Annotated in this window: 16 protein-coding genes; 7 read left to right on the top strand and 9 right to left on the bottom strand. The window is 75.9% G+C overall.

The genetic code is table 11. The features are described 5' to 3' along the window. Positions 1-55: 55 nt before the first annotated feature. Positions 56-511 carry a winged helix-turn-helix transcriptional regulator gene (locus tag OP18_RS27630; RefSeq protein WP_033361947.1) on the bottom strand — a complete coding sequence of 152 codons (456 nt, stop codon included), beginning with the start codon at positions 509-511 and terminating at the stop codon, positions 56-58. 110 nt (positions 512-621) lie between these two features. On the opposite strand from OP18_RS27630, the gene OP18_RS27625 reads away from it, so the two are divergent. Then, complete coding sequence (locus OP18_RS27625; protein ID WP_033362011.1) at positions 622-1,005, top strand: TIGR03618 family F420-dependent PPOX class oxidoreductase; 384 nt, start codon at positions 622-624, stop codon at positions 1,003-1,005. A gap of 110 nt (positions 1,006-1,115) precedes the next feature. On the opposite strand, the gene OP18_RS27620 is transcribed toward OP18_RS27625, so the two are convergent. The 5 genes from OP18_RS27620 to OP18_RS53155 form a co-directional block, all read right to left on the bottom strand. Beyond that, positions 1,116-1,340, bottom strand: coding sequence for a hypothetical protein (locus tag OP18_RS27620; protein WP_156089823.1), 225 nt, complete (start codon positions 1,338-1,340; stop codon positions 1,116-1,118). A gap of 62 nt (positions 1,341-1,402) precedes the next feature. Next, a complete protein-coding gene (locus tag OP18_RS27615) occupies positions 1,403-2,152 on the bottom strand; it encodes an AfsR/SARP family transcriptional regulator (protein WP_052387434.1) in 750 nt (249 codons plus the stop codon). Beyond that, entirely contained in the window at positions 2,149-3,972 is a 1,824-nt protein-coding gene (locus OP18_RS27610) for an ABC transporter ATP-binding protein (RefSeq protein ID WP_063745603.1), read from the bottom strand. Before OP18_RS27610 ends, OP18_RS27615 begins: the two co-directional genes overlap by 4 nt. Continuing rightward, positions 3,969-4,484 (bottom strand): TlpA family protein disulfide reductase, encoded by a 516-nt coding sequence (locus OP18_RS27605; RefSeq protein ID WP_033361945.1) that lies wholly within the window; start codon positions 4,482-4,484, stop codon positions 3,969-3,971. Before OP18_RS27605 ends, OP18_RS27610 begins: the two co-directional genes overlap by 4 nt. After that, a complete protein-coding gene (locus tag OP18_RS53155) occupies positions 4,481-5,053 on the bottom strand; it encodes a MauE/DoxX family redox-associated membrane protein (protein WP_052387433.1) in 573 nt (190 codons plus the stop codon). The genes OP18_RS27605 and OP18_RS53155 overlap by 4 nt, the downstream gene beginning before the upstream one ends. Before the next feature lie 50 nt (positions 5,054-5,103). On the opposite strand from OP18_RS53155, the gene lepB reads away from it, so the two are divergent. Further along, the gene (lepB, locus tag OP18_RS27595; protein ID WP_052387432.1) at positions 5,104-5,613 is read left to right on the top strand and encodes a signal peptidase I; all 510 of its coding nucleotides are present in this window, start codon (positions 5,104-5,106) and stop codon (positions 5,611-5,613) included. 277 nt (positions 5,614-5,890) lie between these two features. Beyond that, positions 5,891-8,764 carry an ABC transporter permease gene (locus OP18_RS27590; RefSeq protein ID WP_156089822.1) on the top strand — a complete coding sequence of 958 codons (2,874 nt, stop codon included), beginning with the start codon at positions 5,891-5,893 and terminating at the stop codon, positions 8,762-8,764. A 17-nt stretch (positions 8,765-8,781) separates the two neighbouring features. On the opposite strand, the gene OP18_RS27585 is transcribed toward OP18_RS27590, so the two are convergent. Continuing rightward, the gene (locus OP18_RS27585; RefSeq protein WP_033361944.1) at positions 8,782-9,459 is read right to left on the bottom strand and encodes a TetR/AcrR family transcriptional regulator; all 678 of its coding nucleotides are present in this window, start codon (positions 9,457-9,459) and stop codon (positions 8,782-8,784) included. A gap of 58 nt (positions 9,460-9,517) precedes the next feature. On the opposite strand from OP18_RS27585, the gene OP18_RS27580 reads away from it, so the two are divergent. From OP18_RS27580 to OP18_RS27565, 4 genes are read left to right on the top strand one after another with little or no spacing between them, the layout of a single operon-like run. Then, a complete protein-coding gene (locus tag OP18_RS27580; protein ID WP_033361943.1) occupies positions 9,518-9,904 on the top strand; it encodes a VOC family protein in 387 nt (128 codons plus the stop codon). 17 nt (positions 9,905-9,921) lie between these two features. Then, positions 9,922-10,785 carry an alpha/beta fold hydrolase gene (locus OP18_RS27575; protein WP_211273691.1) on the top strand — a complete coding sequence of 288 codons (864 nt, stop codon included), beginning with the start codon at positions 9,922-9,924 and terminating at the stop codon, positions 10,783-10,785. A 30-nt stretch (positions 10,786-10,815) separates the two neighbouring features. After that, positions 10,816-11,274, top strand: a complete 459-nt coding sequence (locus OP18_RS27570) for an HIT family protein (RefSeq protein WP_033361942.1) — start codon at positions 10,816-10,818, stop codon at positions 11,272-11,274. Between the two features lie 53 nt (positions 11,275-11,327). Continuing rightward, a complete protein-coding gene (locus OP18_RS27565) occupies positions 11,328-14,513 on the top strand; it encodes a tetratricopeptide repeat protein (RefSeq protein WP_156089821.1) in 3,186 nt (1,061 codons plus the stop codon). Between the two features lie 27 nt (positions 14,514-14,540). Here OP18_RS27565 and OP18_RS27560 read toward each other — a convergent pair whose 3' ends face one another. Then, the gene (locus OP18_RS27560; protein WP_033361940.1) at positions 14,541-15,287 is read right to left on the bottom strand and encodes a VOC family protein; all 747 of its coding nucleotides are present in this window, start codon (positions 15,285-15,287) and stop codon (positions 14,541-14,543) included. 70 nt (positions 15,288-15,357) lie between these two features. Beyond that, positions 15,358-16,695, bottom strand: a complete 1,338-nt coding sequence (locus OP18_RS53150) for a S8 family serine peptidase (protein ID WP_081971174.1) — start codon at positions 16,693-16,695, stop codon at positions 15,358-15,360. Positions 16,696-16,758 lie beyond the last annotated feature (63 nt).

Raw genomic sequence — 16,758 nt, 5'->3', positions numbered from 1 at the left:
AACCGCAGCACAGGACCCGCCGGGAGGCACTGCCCTCCCGGCGGGTCGACCGTTGTCAGGCCGCGGCGGCGCCCGGGCCGGGCAGCAGGTCGACGTCGCCGCCGTGCATCGGCCGGCCGCAGTGCGCGCACCGCAGCTCCACATGGCTGATCTGACCGCACGCGTGATGGCGGTACAGCACCGGCGGGCCGGCCGGACCCGCCAGCCACCTGTCGCCCCAGCCGACCATCACCATCAGCAGGTCGAACAGCTCGGTGCCCTTCTCGGTCAGCACGTACTCGAACCGGGGCCGGCGGTCATAGGGGCGCCGCTCCAGCACCCCGTGCTCGACCAGGTGGTGCAACCGCTCGGTGAGCACCTTGCGGGAGATGCCGAGGTCGGCCTGGAGCTGCTCGAACCGGGTCAGCCCGACGTGCACGTCCCGCAGGATCAGCGGTGACCACGGCTCGCCGACGACGTCGAGCGTCCGGGCGATCGAGCAGGCCATCTCGCCGAAGTTCGTGCGCTGCATGCGGCCAATCTAGCAGTCTGGGTTCCTTCAGGGAACTCTCGGTGGTACGGTCACGGAGTCTCTTGAAGGAACTCGGAAGCGTCACCAACCCCTTGCTGAAGGAGCCCGCCATGCTCGACCCAGACGTCCGCCGCGTCCTGGACGGCGCCCCGATCGCCCACCTCGCCACCGTCCTGCCCGACGGCGCCCCGCACGCCATCCCCGTCTACGTCGGCACCCACGGCGACCACGCCGTCATCTTCACCGGCCCCGGCACCCGCAAAGCCCGCAACCTGCGCCGCGACCCACGCCTCGCGCTGTCCATCGCCCCGGCCGACAACCCCTTCACCCCCGTCGTCATCCGCGGCCGGGTCATCGACTGGCTCACCGGCGACGCGGCGTGGGACGTCATCGACCGGCTCGTCGCCAAGTACACCGACCAGCCGTACCCACGCGGCGAGGAACGCGTCGTGGCCGTCATCGCCCCCGACCACCAGCACGTCGGCGTCGGCTGAACCACCGATGAGCACCGTCTCGGCGCGGTGCCGGGACGGGCCCCGGTCCAACCCGCGCGGCAGGCCGGCCGGCATCGATGTGGATGCCGGCCGGGTCGTGATCCGCTGCCTCAGCAGCAGCCCTTCCAGCTGTTGATCAGCTGGCCGCCGACACCACCCTGGTAGACGCGGCAGTAAGCACCACACTGGTAGTACTGGTAACACTGGCTGCCGCCGCAGCCGGTGTACCGGTACACGCAGTAGCCGGCCGAGTCACCCACGCATGCCGAGGCCTTGGCGGTGGGCAGCAGCGCGGAGAGCATCCGGTCACCGAGACGGTTGAGGGTTCTGGTCACGATCGCGCACTCCCTTCGGTGGTCCGACACCCTGTGGACCGCTGACACGGTCACCCGGGCCACTAACGTTCCGCTAACGGTCGGCCGCCGATCGAGCCGGCGAGGGCGCGGATGCGGTGCCCGGGCGGGATGCCGAGCTCGTCGGCGAGGATGCGGCGCACCTGGCCGTAGGCGGCCAGCGCGGCGGCGGTACGACCCCGGCCGAGGTGCCCGCGCATGAGGTACTCCCAGGCCCGCTCCCGCAACGGCTGGCGCAGCACGAGCGCCTCGGTGACGTCGACGGCCTCGTCGTAGCGGTGCAGGGCGAGCATCGCCTCGGCGAGGTCCTCCTGGGCGCTCATGCGGCGCTCCTCCAGCCCGGCGGCGGCGGTCTGGATCGCCGGGGCGGGGATGTCGCCGCAGGCCGGGCCGCGCCACAGGGCGAGGGCGCGCAGCAGCAGCTCGGCGCGGTGGGCCGCGTGCGGTGCGCCGGTCAGGCGGGCGGCGCCGGCGGTGAGGGTGGTGAAGGCGTCGAGGTCGGTGGTGACGGCGGCGGCGTCCAGCCGGTACCCGGGGGCGCGGGTCTGCAGCGCGGCGGCGCCGGCGCGGCCCAGCTCGCGGCGCAGCGCGCAGATGTGGCCCTGGACCTTCGTGACCGCGGTGACCGGCGGGTCGTCGTCCCAGATGACGTCGACGAGCCGGGGCACGGCGACGACGGCGCCGCGTTCCAGGGCGAGGGCGGCGATGAGGGCGCGCCGGCCGGGCCCGCCGACCGCCGCGGCGCGGCCGTCGACGCGCAGCTCCAGCGGGCCGAGGAGCCCGACGTGGATCACTGCACGGGCTCCATCTGGTAGCCGCCGGCCTGGAGCCGGAACATGTCCGCGTACGTGCCGTCGGCGCGCATCAGCATGGCGTGCGTGCCGTGCTCGGCGATGACGCCGCCGTTGAGCACGGCGATCGCGTCGGCGTCGCGGACCGCGTTGAGCCGGTGCGAGATGAGCAGGCAGGTGCGCCTGCCCCGCAGCGCGGTGAGCCGGCGGTGGATCTCGTGTTCGGCGTACACGTCGAGGCCGGACGACGGCTCGTCGAGGATGAGCAGCTCGGCCCGGTCGCGCAGGGCGGCGCGGGCCAGGGCGAGCCGCTGCCACTGGCCGCCGGACAGCGCCACCCCGTCGTCGGTGTCGCCGGGGTCGTTGAACGTGCGGGTCAGTGGGGTGGCGAAGCCGCGGGGGAGGCGGTCGAGGGCCTCGTCGATGCCGGCCTCGGTGGCCGCGGCGCGCAGCCGCCGGTCGTCGCCGAGGGCGGTGAGGTCGCCGAGGGCGATGTTGTCGGCGGCGCTGAACTCGTACGCCATGCAGTCCTGGAACACGGCGCTCATCCTGGCGCGCAGGGCCGCCGGGTCGACGGTGCCGATGTCCGTGCCGTCCCAGAGGATCGTGCCGCGGGTCGGCGGGTAGAACCCGCACAGCAGTTTGACCACTGTGGACTTTCCGGCGCCGTTGTCCCCGACGAGCGCGAGGGAGTGCCCGGCCGGGACGGTGAAGGACACGCCGCGCAGGATCCACGCGTGCGCCGGGCTGTACCGGAACCACACGTCGCGGAACTCGATGACCGGTGCCCCGGTCGCGGGTGGTGCGGCGGCCGGTGCGGGCGCGGCGGGCGGTGCGGCGGTCACGGCCGTGTAGTGGCGGAACAGTGACAGGCTCTCCCCGGCGGCGGCGAGCTCGGCGACCACGCCGGCGAGGGTGCCCTGCAGCGCGGCGAGGGCGGCGACGAGGACCGACAGGTCGCCGACGGTGCCGTCACCGGCGCAGACGCGGGTGGTGAGGACGGCGAGCGCGGCGACGGACACGGCGCCGGCGAGGACGGCCAGGAGCCCGTCGACGCGCAGTGCCAGCCGGTCGGTGTCGCGCTCGGCGGCCTGCGCGCCGCGCAGCTCGGTGAGCATCCGGTCGCGGAAGAACCCGGCGAGGCCGAAGAGCCGGATCTCCTTGGCGGCGCGCATGTCCAGCAGCAGCTCGGCGTAGAACACCTGCCGGCGCAGGCCGGGGGTGATGCGCACGAGGGTGCGGCTGCGGTGCCGGCCGAGCCGCAGCTGGGCGAGCAGCGCCGGCACGGTGGACAGCAGCACGAGCCCGGCGACGAGGGGTGAGCCGGCGGCGAGGGTGGCGGTGAACCCGACGGTGGTGACGGTGGTCTGCGCGATCGACAGCACGGCGCCGGTGAGCTGTGCCGGGGCCATCTGGCTGGCCTGGCGGGCGAGCTGCAGCCGGTCGTGGAACGCCGGGCTCTCCAGCTCGGCGAGGCCGGGCGGGCGGGACACGGCGGTGAACAGCTCCAGCTGGGTGCGCAGCGTGACCCGGCGGGCGATCTCCTGTTCGAGGTACCGGCCGGCGTGGTTGGCGACGGCCCAGCCGGTGGCGACCCCGGCGATGCCGGCGACGGGCCACAGCGGGGTGCCGCCGTCGCCGTGCGCGAGCCGGTCGAGGAGCACCTTGGTACACCAGGCGATGGCGACCGGTGCGATGCCGCCGGCGACGGTGAGCACGCCGCGCAGGACCGCGGCGGCCGGAGCGGCCCGCAGGTAGAGGGCGGTGGCCGCGGCGAGCAGCCGCAGCCGCCCGGCGGTGCCGATCTCGTCGTCCACGGTCATGACCGGACGGGCAGCGGGACGTCGTCGACGGTGACCCCGCGGGCGGTCAGCGTCCCGGCGGCGTCGAAGTGCAGGAACGTCGGCGTGCCGAACGTGCTGAACGCGGTCATGAGCTCGCCCGGGCCGGTCTCGACGATGACCGGTCCGGCGGCGCCGAGCACGCGGGTCAGGGCGGTGGTGTCGTCGCCGGGCGCGGTCACCACGACGCTGACGACGCGGATGCCGGCGCCGGTGTACGCGGCGGCCCGCTCGGCGAGCAGTGCCGCCTGGTCGGGGCAGTACCGGCAGGTGGTGGAGAAGAACCCGAGGAGCAACGGGGTGGTGGCGAGGTCGGGGTGGTGCCGCAGCGCGGCGGCCGGCAGGGGCGCGCCGAGCGGCAGCCCGACGGGGGCGGCGTCGCGGTCGAGGCGGGCCTCGAGGTCGCGCAGGCGGCGCAGCACGGCGCCGCTGACGAGCAGGTCGGCGGCGACGGCCACCGTGAGCACCGCGGTGACGGCGTACAGCAGGGTCACGGATTCCTCCAGGGTGACGGCGGTGTGCCGGGGCGCCGGAGCAGCCAGGCGAGGGTGTCCAGGCCGGCGGCGACGGCGACGGCGGCCAGTGCGGTGCAGGCGTTGAGGAACAGGACCGCCGGGGGCTGACCGGCGGGGTCGAGGGCCCGTGGCGCGACGGCGGCGGCGACGGTACCGGCGGCGGCGAGCCCGGCGAGGGCCGCGGCCCTGGCGACGTGCCGGGCCGCGACGGGCTCCTTCGACGGCCCGAAGCAGTGGCAGGACCCGGCGGTGCCGGCGCGGCGGGCGACGGCCAGGACGGTGGTGAAGGCGCCGAACAGGGCCGTGGTCGCGGTCAGCGCGGGCAGCGCGAGCGGCCCGGGTGCGGCGACGGCGCCGGCGAGGGCGGCGGCCAGCGCCGTCTCGGTGGCCAGCACGGCAATGGCGGCCGGGGTGGCGAGGCGGCGCGGCAGGCGCCCGAGCGTGGCGGTGGCCGTGGCGAACCCGGTGAACGCGGCCCGCCCGCGCAGCTTCGCGGCCGCGGAGGTCGCGAGGGTGCCGAGCGGGATGAGGATCAGCAGGAACAGCACGGCGGCCCGCTCCGTTGACCGTATGCGGCGAATAATCGCATACTCCACGAATGTCGCAGATGTGGCTGTACGTGGTGATCGCCGCCGGAGTGTGTGGGCTGGCCGTGGTGCTGGCAGTGCGCCGGTCGCTGCTGATCGTGACGGTGGCCGGCGCGAGCATGGAGCCGACGTACCGGGACGGGGACCGGCTGCTGGTGAGCCGCCGGCGCCGGCCGGTCGTCGGGGCGGTGGTCGTGCTGCGGCAGGCGGCGCTGGCCGGTGCGGCCGCCGCGGCGGCGGTGCACCGCAACCCGTACCTGGTCAAGCGGCTGGTCGCGCTGCCCGGCGACGCCGTGCCCGACGCCGTGCTCCCGGCCCTCGACCGGCCCGCCGGCACCGAGGTGCCCGAGCCGCTCGAAGCGGCGGCACCGGCACCCCGCGCGGCCGCCCTGGTCCCGGCGGGCTCGATGGTGGTGCTCGGCGACAGCCCGCACAGCGTCGACTCGCGCGCCTGGGGCCTGCTGCCCCTGCGGCACGTCGTCGGTGTGGTCGTCGCTGATCTCCGGACCGCGGACCGGTGACCGGCGGCATCCGGCCACGCCGGTGGGCCGCCATTTCCCCCGTGGCATTGCCCTGCTCCCATCACCGCAGTGGCCGGCGTCAGGCCGGCCACTGCGGTCACGACTGCTTGATGTTAGCGCTCACTCAGTGAGCGACATGCAACACGAGCGTTCGTTGGATGTCAATACGATCGTTTTTCGTTATCGCATGATCGTTGATGTTGTCGGGCTTGACTGGGTAGGTGTGAGCGATAACATGCGAAGGCTCGTGGATCGGCCGCGCAACCGGGGGAGCCGCATGTCTCGATCGACGCCGCACACCGTGCTGGGCATGGCCGTCGCGCACTGGCGCCGGCAGGCCCGCCGGTCACTGGCGTTGCTGTCGATGATCACCGTGGCGGTCGTCGGGTTCACCGTGCTCACCGCCGCGGCCGTCACCGCCCGGCTGGACGCGGTCGGCACCGTGCAGGCCAATTTCCGCCCCGCGTACGACATCCTGATCCGCCCCGGCGGCAGCGCCCTGGAACTGGAGCGGCAACGCAACCTGGTGCAGTCCGGGCAGCTCGCCGGAATGCGCGGCGGTATCACCGTCGATCAATGGCGGGAGATCCAGGGCATTCGCGACGTGGCCGTGGCCGCGCCGGTCGCGGTCATCGGCTACATCATGCGGACCGTCCCGGTGAGGGTCGACCTCGCCGGCGACCTCGACCCGGCCGCGCAGCGGCAGGTGCTGCGCGTCCAGCCGACCTGGGTCACCGACGCCGGCCTGTCCCGCATCCCCGACGGGGCGGCGTACCTGTACGCCACCCGCAACGTGCTCTACCAGAAGCCGTTGTCGGAATGGCGCAGCGGCGAGGGCGCGCCGCCGCCGGAGGAGCTCGACCCGGACGGCGGCCGGACCCGGATCTGCCCGTACGTGCCGTCCATCGGCCAGCGGGACTGGATCGACCCGACCGACCCGCAGGGGCGCTCCTCGCTGACCTGCGTCGGCGGCCCCGGATCCGCCGACGAGCTGGGCCGGCCGGCCGTTCCGGCGGTGACCCTCGCGTGGTCGGTGCCGTTCCTGATGGCCGCCGTCGACCCGCAGGCGGAGGCGGCGCTCGCCGGGCTGGACAAGGCCGTCACGTCCGGCCGCTACTTCACCCCCGGCGAGGTACCGCCGCAGCGACGGCTCGACGGCATGCCGTACCCGTACTCGGCGCTGCCGATCCTCGTCGCCGACAGCCCGCAGATCGACGCCCGGCTGGAGCTGGACGTCCAGCGCATGGGCGGCGACGCGGTGCAGCTGGTCCGCACCGGCACCGACAACCAGGCGCTGCGCGCCGCCCTGCTCGGCCGGCCCGGCCGGTCGGTGCAGACCCGGACCGTGACCATCGACGGACCCTACCGCGACCTCGTCGACCGGATGCGGCACCCCCTGCAGCACGGCGCCGAGGACATGGCGGTGTCCAACACCGTGTGGCTGGACCGGTTCTGGACCGTCGGCCCCGCCGCGACCGACCCCGACGGCGACGGCCTGCGCACCCGCCAGGTCCCGTACGACCTGAAGATCTGGGGCCAGGGCGCCGACTCCGGCGACTCCGGCCACCCGGTGCCGATGGAGTTCGCCGACACCGGGGTGCGCGGGGGCGTCGCCGCCCACCCGAACATCGTCGCCGAGCACGACGTCGGCGTGGGCGACATCGTCATGCCCGACGTCACGATCGACGCCGTCGGCACGTTCGACCCGAAACGCATCCAGCTCGGCAGCGCCCTGTCCGCGGTGCCGATGGACACGTACTTCAACCCCGGTGCCGAAGGCGCCGACGACGCGTCCCGCCGCGCGCTGGGCGGCCGGCGCCTGGAGCCCAACGCCAACGTCAGCGGGCTGCTCAGCCAGCCGCCGCTCATGCTCACCACGATGGGCGCGCTGCCGGCCATCTTCGGCCCCGACGGCTACGGCACCGAGCCCGGCTACCCCGAGTACCAGCTCAACCGGGCCGCACCGATCAGCATGGTGCGCGTGCGGCTGGCGGGCGACATCGGCACCGACGCCGCCTCCCGGGAACGGGTCCGGCTCGTCGCCGAACGCATCGCCGAGCGCACCGGCCTGCAGGTCGACATCACCCTCGGCTCGTCGCCGACGGGCGTCACCGTGCACTACCCGGCGGGCCGCTTCGGCCGGCCCGACCTGGCCGTCGACGAGCCGTGGGTGAAGAAGGGCGTCGCGGCGGTGCTGGTGCGCGCCGCCGACCGCAAGAGCGCCCTGCTGTCCGGGCTGGTCCTGGCCGTGTGCGCGCTCGCCGTGCTCAACGCCACCAACGCCGCCACCCGCTCCCGCCGCGCCGACCTGGGCGTGCTGGCCTGCCTCGGCTGGAGCCGGCGGCAGCTGCTGCGGCTGCTGCTCACCGAGGTCGTCGGCGTCGGCCTGGCCGCCGGTGTGGCCGGCACGGTCCTGGCGGTGCCGATAGCCTTCGCCTTCGGGCTGGACATCGGCTGGCTGCACGCGCTGCTCGCGGTGCCGGTCGCCGTGCTGCTGTCCGTCGCGGCCGGGATCTGGCCCGCCTGGCGGGCGGCCCGCGCCGACCCGGCCGTCGCCGTGCGTCCCGCCGTGTCGGCGCCGTCGGCCCGCCGGCGGACCCCGCGCCGGGTGCCCGGGCTCGCCTTGGCGAACCTGGCCCGGACGCCCGGCCGCACCGCGCTCGGCGCGGCGAGCCTCGCCATCGGCGTCGCCGCGCTGACCATGCTGCTGGCCATCACGTTCGCGTTCCGCGGCGCCGTCGTGGGCACCCTGCTCGGCGAGGCCGTCGCGGTGCAGGCGCGCACCGTGGACTACCTCGCCGTCATCGTCACGATCGTGCTGGGCATCGCCTCGGTCAGCGACGTGCTGTACCTGAACATCTCCGAACGCGCGACGGAGCTGGCCCTGCTCGGCGCGACCGGCTGGCCCGACGCGACGCTGCGCCGCATGGTCGGCACCGAGGCGGTCACCATGGGCGCCTTCGGTGGGACCGCCGGCGCCGCCCTCGGGCTCGGCGCCGCCGCCGTCTTCGCCGGTGCCGTCACCGCGCCGCTGGTGTGGTGCGCGGTGGCCGCGTTCGCGGCCGGTGTGGTGGTGTCGACCCTGGCCATGTCGGTGCCGATCGCCATGCTGCACCGGCTGCCCACTGCCCAGCTCCTCGCGCAGGAGTAGCCGTCACCGGGTAGCCGTCACCGGCCGGGCGGCAGCAGGGTCGCGGTCAGGACGGTCGTCGTGCGGTCCTGCCACTCGTCGAGGGTCCAGCCGCAGACGTCGCTGAACTGCAGGTAGCTCTCCACGTTGCCGATGACGAAGGCGACGTCGCGGGCCTGCTCGGCGGTGAGTGCCGGGTTGAGCGCGCCGCGCTCGGCGAGCAGCTGCACGAGCATCGCGTACGCGGTGCGGGTCTGCTGCTGGTTGGTGTCCCACTGGGCGGCCAGCTCGGGGTCGGTGCCGGTGGCGCCGCGCACGACCCGCATCAGCGGGGCGACGCGCTGCACGATGGTGCGGCCGTGGGCGACCCACAGGGCGATGACGCGCCGCGGGTCGGGCTCCTGCCGCAGCTGCGCCACCCACGGCCGCTCCAGCACCGGGACCGGCTCGTCGTCGCCGGTGGCGGCGACGTCGAGGGCCTCCTTGAGCAGGGTGCGCTTGTTGCCGAAGTGGAAGTACACCGTCTGGATCGCGACGCCGGCCCGCTCGGCGACCTGGTCCAGCAGTGCCGCGCCGTAGCCGTGCGCGACGAACTGCTCGGTGGCCGCGGCGACGATGCGCCGGCGGGTGGCGCGCGCCTGCTCGGCCCGCTTCGTGCCGCGGGCCGGCCCCGGGGCACTGTCGGGTTTCTTCACGCGCTTGACAGCATCCGTCATTCGCTAGAGGCTACCCTAGTCAATTACTAGAGGCGCTTCTAGCGAAAGGATAGGCGCGATGCCCGACCTGTCCGGTTTTCACCACGTCAAGCTGCCCGTCTCGGACCTGGACCGCAGCCGCGCCTGGTACACGACCGTCCTCGGCCTGCACGTCGAGATCGAGTTCGTCGAGGAAGGCGTCGTCAAAGGGCTCGCCCTCGCCGCCGGCGGGATCCGGCTGGCGCTGCGCCACGACCCGCCACGGGCCGCGGCGCTCGCCGGCTTCGACCCGATCGCGCTCGCCGTGCCCACCAGGGACGCCGTCCAGGCGTGGCGGCACCGGCTCGACGAGCTCGGCCAGGCCCACGGCGGCGTCGTGACCGGTCACCGGGGCGGCGCCGTCCTCGTCGGGCTGCACGACCCCGACGGCATCGAGATCCGCCTGTACGCCGACGAGACCGCCTGACCAGAGGAGCAACGATCATGACACTCACCACCTGGACCATCGACGGCGCCGAGATCACCTACACCGACTCCGGCGGCGACGGCGCGCCCCTGCTGCTGATCCACGCCAGCGGGTCCGCGGACTGGTTCACGCCCCTGGCCGCCGAGCCGGCGCTGCGCGGATACCGCGTGATCCGCATGGTCCGCGCCGGCTACACCGGTGCACCCGCACCGGCCGGCCTGCGGATCGCGGACCACGCCCGGCACGCCGCCGCGCTGCTGCGCCACCTCGACGCCGCACCCGCACACGTGCTCGCCCACTCCTCGGGCAGCACCATCGCGCTGCAGCTCGCCCTCGACGACCCCGGGCTGGTCCGCACCCTCCTGCTCAGCGAACCCCCGCTGATCGAGACCCTGGCCGCGCCCGAGGACCACGAGACCCTCCGCGCCATGCTCGGCCCCGCCCTCGGCGGCGCCCTGGCCGCGGCCGCCCGCGGCGCCGTGCCGGACGCGTACGACCTGTTCATGACCGGCGTGTGCGGTCCCGCGTACCGCGAGGTCATGACCCGTGCCCTCGGCGCGGCGGCGGTGCGGCGCGCGCAGGAGCGCAGCGGATACCTGTTCAGCGACGAGATCCCGGCGATCAACGCGTACACCCTCGACGTGCCCGGCGTGACCCGGCTGCGCCTGCCGGTGCTGTTCATCCAGGGCGGCGCGAGCCCGGCGCCGTTCCACCGGCTCATCGCCCGGCTCGCCGGGCTCGTCCCCGGCGCCACCGTCGTCACCGTCGACGGCGACCACCTGTACCCGCTCACGGCGCCGGCGGCGCTCGCCGACCTCGTCGCCGGGTTCTGCCCGCCGGGACCCGCCCGGCCGGCCGCGGCGACCGCGGGCAGAGCCTGACCGCAGCGGGCCGGCCGCTAACCTCCGTGGATGGAGTGCTTCTCGTGCCGCATGAACCGCGACCTCGCCCAACTGCCGGCGGCGGAACGCGTCGCCGCCGACGAGCACTGGCGGGTCGCGCACTGCTTCGACACGGCGCTGCCCGGCTGGCTCGTGCTCGTGCCCCGCCGCCACGTCACGTCGATCGCCGAGCTGACCGACGCCGAGGCGGCCACGCTCGGCACCTGGCAGGTGCGGCTGTCCCGGGCGCTGCGGGCGGTGACCGGCTGCCCGAAGACCTACGTCGTGCAGTTCGCCGAGAAGGAAGGCTTCGCCCACGTGCACTTCCACGTGATCCCGCGCCCGGCCGACCTGCCCGCCGACCGGATCGGCCCGCGGATCTTCGGCCACCTCGGCGTGCCCGAGGACCAGCGGGTCGGCGACCAGCGCCGCGACGAGCTCGCCGCGGCCCTGGGCGCCCACCTCGCCGGCGCCGAACCGGCGCCCTGAGCGGCCGGGTCCACCCGGGACCCACCGCAACGACTAGGGTTCGGGGCGCATCGATGCGACGGGGGCGGGCGATGGGCAGCGGCGACGCCGGACTGGGAAGGTCGCTGCGCGCGGCGCGGCGGGAGGCGGGGCTCAGCCAGCGGCAGCTGGCCGAGCGGGCCGGGATGAGCCTCGCCGCGCTGCGCGACCTGGAGCAGGGCCGGACCCGCCGGCCGCAGCCCGCGTCGGCGGAAGGGCTGATCGCCGGGCTCGGCCTGACCGGCGCGCGGGCCGCGGCGCTGCGGCTGGCGGCGGCGGACGAGTCCCCGGCCCGGCCGGCCGCACCGGATCCGGCGCCGGCGGCACCCGAGGCCGCGGAGCCGGCCCGGGTGGCGGTCCTCGGGCCGCTGACCGTCCACCGTGGAGCCCGGCCGGTGGCGCTGGGCTCACGGCGGCAGCGGCTCCTACTCGGCCGGCTCGCCCTGGCCGGCGGCGCGGCCGTGCCACTGCCGGAGCTGGTGGACCTGCTGTGGGACACCGAGCCGCCCAGCGCGCCGGCGCACGCGGTGCAGACCTACGTGTCGCGCCTGCGCGCCGGCCTCGGCCCCGGCGGCTCAGGCCCGGCGATCAGCTGGACACCGGCCGGCTACCGGCTGCACCTCGGCGAGGACCGGCTCGACCTGGCCGGCTTCCGGCACCGCGTCGAACAGGCCCGCACCGCGTCCCCGGCCGGCGCCCTCGACCTGCTGGAGCGGGCGCTGTCGATGTGGCGGGGACACCCGCTCGCCGACGTGCCGCAGCTGCGGCACCACCCGCTGGTCACCGCCGTGGCGCAGGAACGGGTCACGGCAGCGCTGCGCTTCGCCGACCTGGCGGAGGCGGCCGGGCAGCCCGGCCGGTCCCTGCCGGTGCTGCGGGACCTCGCGGCGGCCGAGCCGTTGCACGAGCCGCTGCACGCCCGGCTCATCACCGCGCTCGCCGGCAGCGACCTGCAGGCGGCCGCGCTCGCCGCGTACGCCGAGATCCGCCACCGGCTCGTCGAGGACCTCGGCGTCGAACCCGGCCCCCACCTGCGCGACGCCCACCGGCGGGCGCTGCGCCGGGAGGCCGCGGCGCCGGGCGGCGTCCACCCGGGTGCCCCGGTCGTGCCGGCGCAGCTGCCCCCGGACGTGCCCGGGTTCGCCGGCCGGGCCGCGGAGCTGGCCGAACTGGACCGCATCGCCGCGACCGGCACCGCCGGACAGCCGACCGCCGCGATCATCGTCGCGATCTGCGGCACGGCCGGCGTCGGCAAGACCGCGCTCGCCGTGCGGTGGGCGCACCGGGTCCGCGACCGGTACCCCGACGGTCAGGTGTACCTGAACCTGCGCGGCTACGATCCCGACGAGCCGATGACCACCGCCGACGCGCTGCGCCGGCTGCTGCGCGCCGTCGGCGTCCCCGGCGCGGAGGTCCCCGCCGACGTCGACGAGGGCGCCGCCCGGCTGCGCAGCCAGGTCGCCGACCGGCGGATGCTGCTCGTGCTGGACAACGCCGCCTCGGCCGAGCACGTCCGGCCGTTGCTGCCCGGCACCGCGTCGTGCACCGTGCTGGTGACCAGCCGCGACCAGCTGGCCGGGCTGGTGGCCGTACACGGCGCGCACCGCATCGACCTGGGGCTGCTGACGGTCGTCGAGGCGGGGGCGTTGCTGCGCCGGCTGGTGGGTGCCCGGGCCGAGGCCGAGCCGGCCGCCGCCGTCACCGTCGCGCAGCTGTGCGCGCGGCTGCCGCTGGCGCTGCGGGTCGCCGCCGAGCTCGTCGTCTCCCGGCCGGCGGCGACCCTCGACCAGCTCGCCGCCGAGCTCGGCGACCAGCACCGGCGGCTGGCCCTGCTGGACGCCGGCGGCGACCCGCGCGGCTCGGTCGCCGCCGCGTTCTCGTGGTCGCTGCGGCACCTGCCGCCCCCGGCCGCGGACCTGTTCGGGCTGCTCGCGCTGCACCCCGGCGCCGACGTCGACGTGTACGCCGCGGCCGCCCTCGCCGGTGTCCCGGTGCCGCAGGCCCGGCGGACGCTGTGGCTGCTCGTGCGCGGCCACCTGCTGCAGGGCACCGCCGGGGAACGGTTCGCCATGCACGACCTGCTGCGCGCGTACGCCCTCGGCCTCGGCGGCGACGCGGCCGGGCACGCGGCGCGGACCCGGCTGTTCGAGCACAGCACGGCAGCGGCGGCCGCCGCGATGGACGTGCTGTTCCCCGCGGACCGGCGGCACCGCCCGCACGTGCCGCCGGCGGCCACGACCCCGCCGCTGCCCGACCGGGAGACCGCCCGGGCCTGGCTGGAGGCGGAGCTGCCCGGGCTGGTCGCGACGGTGCGGTACGCGGCCGGGCACGGCTGGCCGGCGCACGCCGTCGTGCTGGCCCGCACGCTGTACCGGTACCTGGTGGGCGGCGCCGCCGCCGAGGCGCTCGTCGTGCACGGCGCGGCCCGCGACGCCGCCGGACTGCTCGGCGACGGTCCCGGCATCGGGCACGCCGAGCTCGGGCTGGGCACGGCGCAGCAGCAGCTGGGGCGGCTCGCCGCGGCGGCCGGGCACTTCGCGCGGGCACGGGCCGCCTTCGAGGTGGCCGGCGACGCGACCGGGGTCGGCCGGGCCCGGTTCGGCCTCGGCGGCGTCGAGCAGCGGCTGCACCGGTACGAGCCGGCCACCGCCCACTACCGGGCGGCCCTCACGATCGCCCGGCGGCACGGCGACGACGCCGGTGTCGGGCGCACCCTGATCAACCTCGGCATGGCCGGCTACCAGCTCGGCGACTACGCGGCCGCGGCCGCGCACCAGCGGGAGGCGATCGCCGTGCACCGGCGCATCGGTGACCGGGCCGGCGAGGCGACCAGCCTCACCGACCTCGGCATCATCGAGGCGCGGCTCGGGCGGCCGGACGCCGCCGCCGAGCTGCACGCCCGCAGCCTCGCCCTGTTCCTCGAGGTGGGGGACCGGCACGGCGAGGCGTGGGCCCGCAACGGGCTCGGCGAGGCGGCCGCGGCGGCCGGGCGGACGGCGGACGCGCTGGCGCACCACACCGCCGCGCTCGACACCGCCGTGCGCGCCGGCGTCCGCGAGCAGCAGGCCCGGGCGCACGCCGGGCTCGGCCGGGCCCACCGCGCCGACGGCGACCCCGGCCGCGCCCGGGAACACTTCGCCCGGGCCCTCGCCCTGTATGACGACCTCGGCGTGCCCGAGGCCGCGCAACTGCGCCGAGACCTGGCCGCGACGACCGGCTGAGCCGGCCGGCGTCACCGGCGGGGCGGGTCAGTCCTGGGCGAGGACGCAGAGCTCGTGGCCGTCGGGGTCGGTCAGGCACGTCCACGCCACGTCGCCCTGCCCGACGTCCAGGTCGGCGGCGCCGAGGGCGCGCAGCCGGGCGACCTCGGCCGCGGGGTCCCCGCCGGGGAACGGCAGCAGGTCGAGATGCAGGCGGTCCGGCACGATCTTCGCGCCGGGCGCGCGCGGGAACTCCAGGTAGGGGCCGGTGCCCTCGGCGGAGCGCAGCACGGCGAACCCGTCGGTGACCTCGTGCACGGTCCAGCCCGTCGCCGCACCCCAGAACCGGGCCATGGCCCGCGGGTCGGTGCAGTCGACGACGACCGCGGCGACCGGACCGGTGTCCCGGTGCCGCTCCCGGGGCTCCAGCACGCAGAACTCGTTGCCCTCCGGGTCGGCCAGGACCGTCCACGGCACGTCGCCCTGGCCCACGTCGGCGGGCGTCGCGCCGAGCGCCAGCAGGCGGGCCACGAGGTCCGCCTGCTGGTCCGCGGAGGTGGTGGCCAGATCGAGGTGGGTCCGGTTCTTCACCGGGGTCCTGGGCTCCGGGACGGGCACGACGTCGAGGCCGATGACGACCGGGTCAGGCCACACCAGGCCGCCGGCGGGCCCGACATAGGTGGTCACGCCGGCGGCGCCGCGGTACGCGTGCCAGCCGAGCGCCTCGGCCCAGAACCGGCCGACCGCCGCGGCGTCGAGCGCCTTGATGATCACGTGAGCCGGTCGCAGCGCCATACCGGCGATCCTATGCGCGCACCGGCACCCCGCCGCACGACGCGGGCGGGGTGCCGGGTGCGCGGGACGGTCAGCTCCAGGCGGTCGCGGACCAGCCGTCGCTGGACCAGGTCCGCCCGGACCACGTGCCGGCCGACCAGGTCCGCCCGGACCAGGTGCGCCCGGACCACGCCGGGTCGCTCCAGCCGGTGGCGGCGCTGCCGGCCCACGGCGCGGCCGACCAGGTGCCGGCGGCCCACGTCTTCGACGCCCACGAGGTGCCGGTCCAGCCGTCGCCGGCCAGCCGGTACCCCAGCCACAGCCCGCCGCTCCACGACGTCGCGGCCGCCCACTGGATGCTGGAGAACGGGCCCCACACGGTGCGCTCGCCGGTGAGCTTGACGCCGTCGAGGGTGAGGTAGCTGGTGCCGCGGGAGCCCTGCAGGGAGCCGGCGCCGCTGGACGCCTGCAGCGCCGGCGGTGTCACGGTGGTGCCGGTGCGGGCCAGCGCCCCGTTGACGTTGAGCTCGGCCAGCCCGAGGGTCTTCGCGGTGCCGGTGCCGAGCGCGGTCGCCCCCTTGATCAGCCAGTCCTTGACCTGGTTCGGGGTCGCGGCCGGCTTGGCCTGCAGCAGCAGCGCCGCGGCGGCGCTGACCACGGCCGTCGCCTGGGAGGTGCCGCTGCCCTTGAACAGCGTCTCGCCGACCCGCGCCGACGGGTACAGGTTGTCGACGTTGGACCCGGGCACGCGCAGCGACGCGATCGACGTGCCGGGGGCGAGCAGGTCGACCTGACCGGCGACGCCAGCCGTGGTGGTCGAGGCCAGGTTCGTGAACGTGGCAAGGGTGTCGTCGCCGGTGGCGGTGGTGCCGTTCGTCGCGGTGGCGCCGACGGCGAGGACCCAGTCGTCGGTCGCCGGGTTGGTCAGCGTGCCCGCGGCGTTGCCGTTGTTGCCGGCAGCGGCGACCACCACGATCCCGGCCTTCCACGCCCGCTCCACCGCGAACTGCAGCGGGTCGGTCCACGACTGCCCGCTGCCGCCGGAGCCGTAGGAGAGGTTCAGCACCCGGATCGGGTTCGCCGGGTCGTCGTTGCGGTGCTGCACGACCCAGTCCAGCGCGGCGATCATCTGGGAGACGTCCACCGCCCCCGTGGCGGTCGGCCCGTTGACGATCTGCGCCGCCGGCAGCCCCGGCACGGACGCCACGCCCGTGTCGATGAGCGCCACGCCGACGCCCTTGCCGGTCAGGGTCGCCGCGGTGCCGGTGTCCGCGCCGATGACGGAGCGCACCTGGGCCAGGGTGGTCGCCCCCGCGGTGGTGTCCGCGGACGACACCACGGCCGACGCGGGTCCGCCGGTCAGCGCCAGCCCCGCCGGCACCGCGACCGCCGTGGCCACGGCTGCCCGCAGTCTTCTGCCGATGTTCATGAAATGGGTACTCCGTCCCTGGAGAACCAGATCTTCCAGGGCACAACCATGCCTGCGCCGCGA

Origin of the sequence: Dactylosporangium aurantiacum (assembly GCF_000716715.1) — a bacterium.
Taxonomy (GTDB): domain Bacteria; phylum Actinomycetota; class Actinomycetes; order Mycobacteriales; family Micromonosporaceae; genus Dactylosporangium; species Dactylosporangium aurantiacum.
Note: the sequence above shows the minus strand (reverse complement) of the source record. Positions and strands in the feature narration are given on the sequence as shown.

What these genes read in the sequence shown, in the direction of transcription:
- OP18_RS27565 (WP_156089821.1), top strand. Translation starts at nt 11,328, where the DNA reads ATGCGACGGGGGCGGGCGATGGGCAGCGGCGACGCCGGACTGGGAAGG.
- OP18_RS27585 (WP_033361944.1), bottom strand. Translation starts at nt 9,459, where the DNA reads ATGACGGATGCTGTCAAGCGCGTGAAGAAACCCGACAGTGCCCCGGGG.
- OP18_RS27625 (WP_033362011.1), top strand. Translation starts at nt 622, where the DNA reads ATGCTCGACCCAGACGTCCGCCGCGTCCTGGACGGCGCCCCGATCGCC.
- OP18_RS27580 (WP_033361943.1), top strand. Translation starts at nt 9,518, where the DNA reads ATGCCCGACCTGTCCGGTTTTCACCACGTCAAGCTGCCCGTCTCGGAC.
- OP18_RS27570 (WP_033361942.1), top strand. Translation starts at nt 10,816, where the DNA reads ATGGAGTGCTTCTCGTGCCGCATGAACCGCGACCTCGCCCAACTGCCG.
- OP18_RS27590 (WP_156089822.1), top strand. Translation starts at nt 5,891, where the DNA reads ATGTCTCGATCGACGCCGCACACCGTGCTGGGCATGGCCGTCGCGCAC.
- OP18_RS27575 (WP_211273691.1), top strand. Translation starts at nt 9,922, where the DNA reads ATGACACTCACCACCTGGACCATCGACGGCGCCGAGATCACCTACACC.
- OP18_RS53150 (WP_081971174.1), bottom strand. Translation starts at nt 16,695, where the DNA reads ATGAACATCGGCAGAAGACTGCGGGCAGCCGTGGCCACGGCGGTCGCG.
- OP18_RS27560 (WP_033361940.1), bottom strand. Translation starts at nt 15,287, where the DNA reads ATGGCGCTGCGACCGGCTCACGTGATCATCAAGGCGCTCGACGCCGCG.
- lepB (WP_052387432.1), top strand. Translation starts at nt 5,104, where the DNA reads ATGTCGCAGATGTGGCTGTACGTGGTGATCGCCGCCGGAGTGTGTGGG.
- OP18_RS27630 (WP_033361947.1), bottom strand. Translation starts at nt 511, where the DNA reads ATGCAGCGCACGAACTTCGGCGAGATGGCCTGCTCGATCGCCCGGACG.
- OP18_RS27610 (WP_063745603.1), bottom strand. Translation starts at nt 3,972, where the DNA reads ATGACCGTGGACGACGAGATCGGCACCGCCGGGCGGCTGCGGCTGCTC.